The 3,050-nt window shown below is 63.0% G+C and carries 5 protein-coding genes; 4 read left to right on the forward strand and 1 reads right to left on the reverse strand.

The annotated features are described in order from the left end of the window. From VLE48_04915 to VLE48_04925, 3 genes are all read left to right on the forward strand, one after another. On the forward strand, window positions 1-586 hold a 586-nt coding region (locus VLE48_04915; GenBank protein HSA92331.1), incomplete at its 5' end, for a prolyl oligopeptidase family serine peptidase. A 187-nt stretch (window positions 587-773) separates the two neighbouring features. After that, window positions 774-1,499 carry a hypothetical protein gene (locus tag VLE48_04920; protein ID HSA92332.1) on the forward strand — a complete coding sequence of 242 codons (726 nt, stop codon included), beginning with the start codon at window positions 774-776 and terminating at the stop codon, window positions 1,497-1,499. A 185-nt stretch (window positions 1,500-1,684) separates the two neighbouring features. Continuing rightward, a complete protein-coding gene (locus VLE48_04925) occupies window positions 1,685-2,506 on the forward strand; it encodes an SAM-dependent chlorinase/fluorinase (protein HSA92333.1) in 822 nt (273 codons plus the stop codon). A 26-nt stretch (window positions 2,507-2,532) separates the two neighbouring features. Here VLE48_04925 and VLE48_04930 read toward each other — a convergent pair whose 3' ends face one another. Further along, window positions 2,533-2,766 carry a hypothetical protein gene (locus VLE48_04930; protein HSA92334.1) on the reverse strand — a complete coding sequence of 78 codons (234 nt, stop codon included), beginning with the start codon at window positions 2,764-2,766 and terminating at the stop codon, window positions 2,533-2,535. 82 nt (window positions 2,767-2,848) lie between these two features. On the opposite strand from VLE48_04930, the gene VLE48_04935 reads away from it, so the two are divergent. Beyond that, a partial coding sequence (locus VLE48_04935; protein HSA92335.1) for a tetratricopeptide repeat protein occupies window positions 2,849-3,050 on the forward strand: 202 nt, incomplete at its 3' end.

The following is a 3,050-nucleotide window of genomic DNA, read 5'->3' on the forward strand; positions in this document are numbered from 1 at the left end:
CGAGTTCGGCGAGGAGTGGCATCGCGGCGGCATGCTGGACAAGAAGCAGAACGTGTTCGACGACTTCATCGCCGCGGCCGAGTACCTGATCCAGGAGAAGTACACCAACAAGAACCGGCTGGCCATCCAGGGCGGGTCGAACGGGGGCCTGCTGGTGGGGGCGGCGCTGACCCAGCGTCCGGACCTGTTCCGCGCCGTAGTCTGCCAGGTGCCGCTGCTCGACATGCTGCGCTACCAGAACTTCCAGATCGCGAAACTCTGGATTCCGGAGTACGGCTCGGCGGAAGACCCCAAACAGTTCGACTTCCTGTACGCGTACTCGCCCTACCATCACGTGAAAGAAGGCACGGATTATCCCGCCATCCTGATCACCACGGCGGAGAGCGATACGCGCGTGGACCCGATGCACTCGCGAAAAATGACCGCGCTTCTGCAGGCGTCGGCCAAGAACGGCCCCGATCGGCCGATTCTCTTGCGCATCGAGCCCAAAGCCGGCCACGGCCAGGGCAAACCCGTGAGCAAGCAGATCGAGGAAGGGACCGATATCTGGTCGTTCCTGTTCTGGCAGTTAGGCGTGAAGCAATAAGCAATAGGCGATAAGCAATAAGCGAGGGGGCGCCGAGAGGCGCCCCGTGTTTCATGGCGGCTCTCCCGCATGCGAGTGACCTTGTCAGATTATCGCCGAGCGGGAGGTATCGGGTCTCTCAGGCGTCAGGTGTCAGGTCTCAGGAAAGATTTGGCGATTTGGTGATTTGGTGATTTAGTGATTGGGAATGCGACCCGCTTATCGCTCAGCGCTTATTGCCGGTTCATTGGCGCTGATGGTGTGCCTGGGGCTCATCGGCTGCCGGCGGGGGCCGAGCGAGTATTCCGGGGAGATGGTGTTGCGCACGTTGTCGCGGCATCCCGTGTTCGAAGAGATCGCCTACGAGAAGCTGGACGCGAAGGTGGCAGCGGTGAAGGGCAAAGTGCGGCTGGAGACGCCGGATTTCGTGCTGATCGTTTTCTCCGAAGGCCGCAATGCAGACGGGAAAGTCTCCGACGAAGAAGGCAGGCCCGAAAGCCGGGGCTGGCTGCTGCTGAATCGCGGGCGGCTGGAGGTGGTGGAACCGGAGAAGCCGGGAGCCGCGCTGCCACAAGTTCGCCAGGCGGCCATACGGAAGTACATCCCGCTTACGGCGCGGAATCTGGCGGCGTGGCCGCGGCTGGGGGCGCTGGTGGTGCTGGCGTCGCAACTGGCGCCGCCGGCGGACGGCAAGGCGCACGTGTGCGTGGAAGGATCGAAAGATTGCCGCAAGGTCGCAACGGAGACGCTCGGCGGGCGCGCCGTGGAGAAATGGGAGTACGGGGAAGGCGGGCGCACAGTTCGCGTGTGGACCGATGTGAAGCTCGGCGGCGTCCCTGTGCGCAGCGACCTGTTCGAATTGAAGAGCATCTTCGAAGGGCCACAGGAAGCAGCGCTGTTCGAGCTGCCGGCGGGATATGAGGAGTATCGCTAGCGGATAAGCGCTCTTGGCTCTTGGCTCTTGGCTTTGGCTTTTGGCTCTTGGCGTCTAGCTGCTAGCTCCCAGCTCGAAGCTTGTGGCTGACGGCTCGTAACTTCCTTGACACCGGGCGTGATGGCGCGATAACTTCCGAGGGCTTTCTCAGCCGACAAATTTTCGCAAATAGGAGCGCAGCGTCCGTGCCTCAACGCCTGATCACGTTCACCACCGACTTCGGCACCAGCGACCATTATGTGGGCACGATGAAGGGCGTGATCCTGTTGATCAACCCACAGGCACAGATCGTGGACATCTCCAACCACCTGCACTCGTATGACGTGCTGGACGGCGCGCTGACCATCGCCCAGGCGTACAAGTATTTCCCCTCGAACACGCTGCACCTGGTGCTGGTAGACCCGGGCGTAGGGACATCGCGGCGGCCGCTGCTGGCGGTGACCGAAAAGCACATCTTCCTGGCGCCGGATAACGGCGTGCTCTCCCTGGTGTACGAGATGGAAGAGCGCCTGCAGGTGTTTCATATCACCGCCGAGCACTACTTCCTGCAGCCCATGAGCCAGACCTTCCACGGGCGCGACCTGTTCGCGGCCGTGGCCGGGTGGCTGAGCAAGGGCGTGGAAGTGGCGAAGTTCGGCGACGAGATCACCGACTTTGTGCGCTTTGCGGCGCCCAAGCCCAAACCCATCAGCGACAAGCTGATGAAGGGCGTGGTGCTGAAGGTGGACAAGTTCGGCAACCTGATCACCAACTTCACGCCCAAGGACGTGCCCCAGATCTTCGAGCCCGAGCCTCCGCCATTCAAGATCCTGGTGGGCAAGAGCGAAGTGCTGCGCATGCACACCGCATACGCGCAAGGCGCGGCCGGCGAGGTGTTCGGCATCCTGGGATCGATGGGCTATCTGGAGATCGCCACCCACCGCGGGGCCGCGGCGCGCGCCCTGGGCGCGGACAAGGGCAGCGACGTCGGCATCCTCATGGGCGAAGCGCCGGCCGCAAGCGAGTAGACCAGTACCCAGTACCCGGTTCTCGTTCAGGGATTGCGGGGTTTGGGGCGGGCATAGCGGTCCATCTCGGCGGTCCATTCCAGGAAGCGGGTGAGGTTGTGGCGCTCGCGCCAGAAGAATCCCCAGAATTCCAGGAAGCCCACCTGGTTCATCTTCAAGCCACAGTAGGTCTCGATGCGCCACTTGAGATAAGGACTGCGCCAGGGCGCGAGGCGATGGCCGCGGGTGGCGTTCCAGAGGAAGCGCAGGATGTAGCGCATCGTGCGTTCAGAATAGCAGACCGCCGCCAGCCGGCGGCTGGCAGCCTACAGCCCGAAAGCCGCATGCTAGAATCCGGCGAGGATGAGTGATTCCGGCAACAAGCACGCGGCCGAGGACCATTACTACGCGGCGCTGGACCTGTTCGCGGAGGGCCGGCACGAGGAAGCAGTGGCCGAGTACCGCAAGTCACTGGAAATCGATCCTGCCTTTGCGGACGCGCTGCACGGGCTGGCCCGCGCCTATCAGGACCTGGAACGCTACGACGAGGCCATCGCGGTAGCGC

The sequence above is a fragment of the Terriglobales bacterium genome (genome assembly GCA_035454605.1).
GTDB lineage: Bacteria > Acidobacteriota > Terriglobia > Terriglobales > Acidobacteriaceae > DATMAB01.

Coding starts and splice junctions, on each gene's coding strand:
- VLE48_04920 (HSA92332.1), top strand. CDS start 774: ATGCGACCCGCTTATCGCTCAGCGCTTATTGCCGGTTCATTGGCGCTG.
- VLE48_04930 (HSA92334.1), bottom strand. CDS start 2,766: ATGCGCTACATCCTGCGCTTCCTCTGGAACGCCACCCGCGGCCATCGC.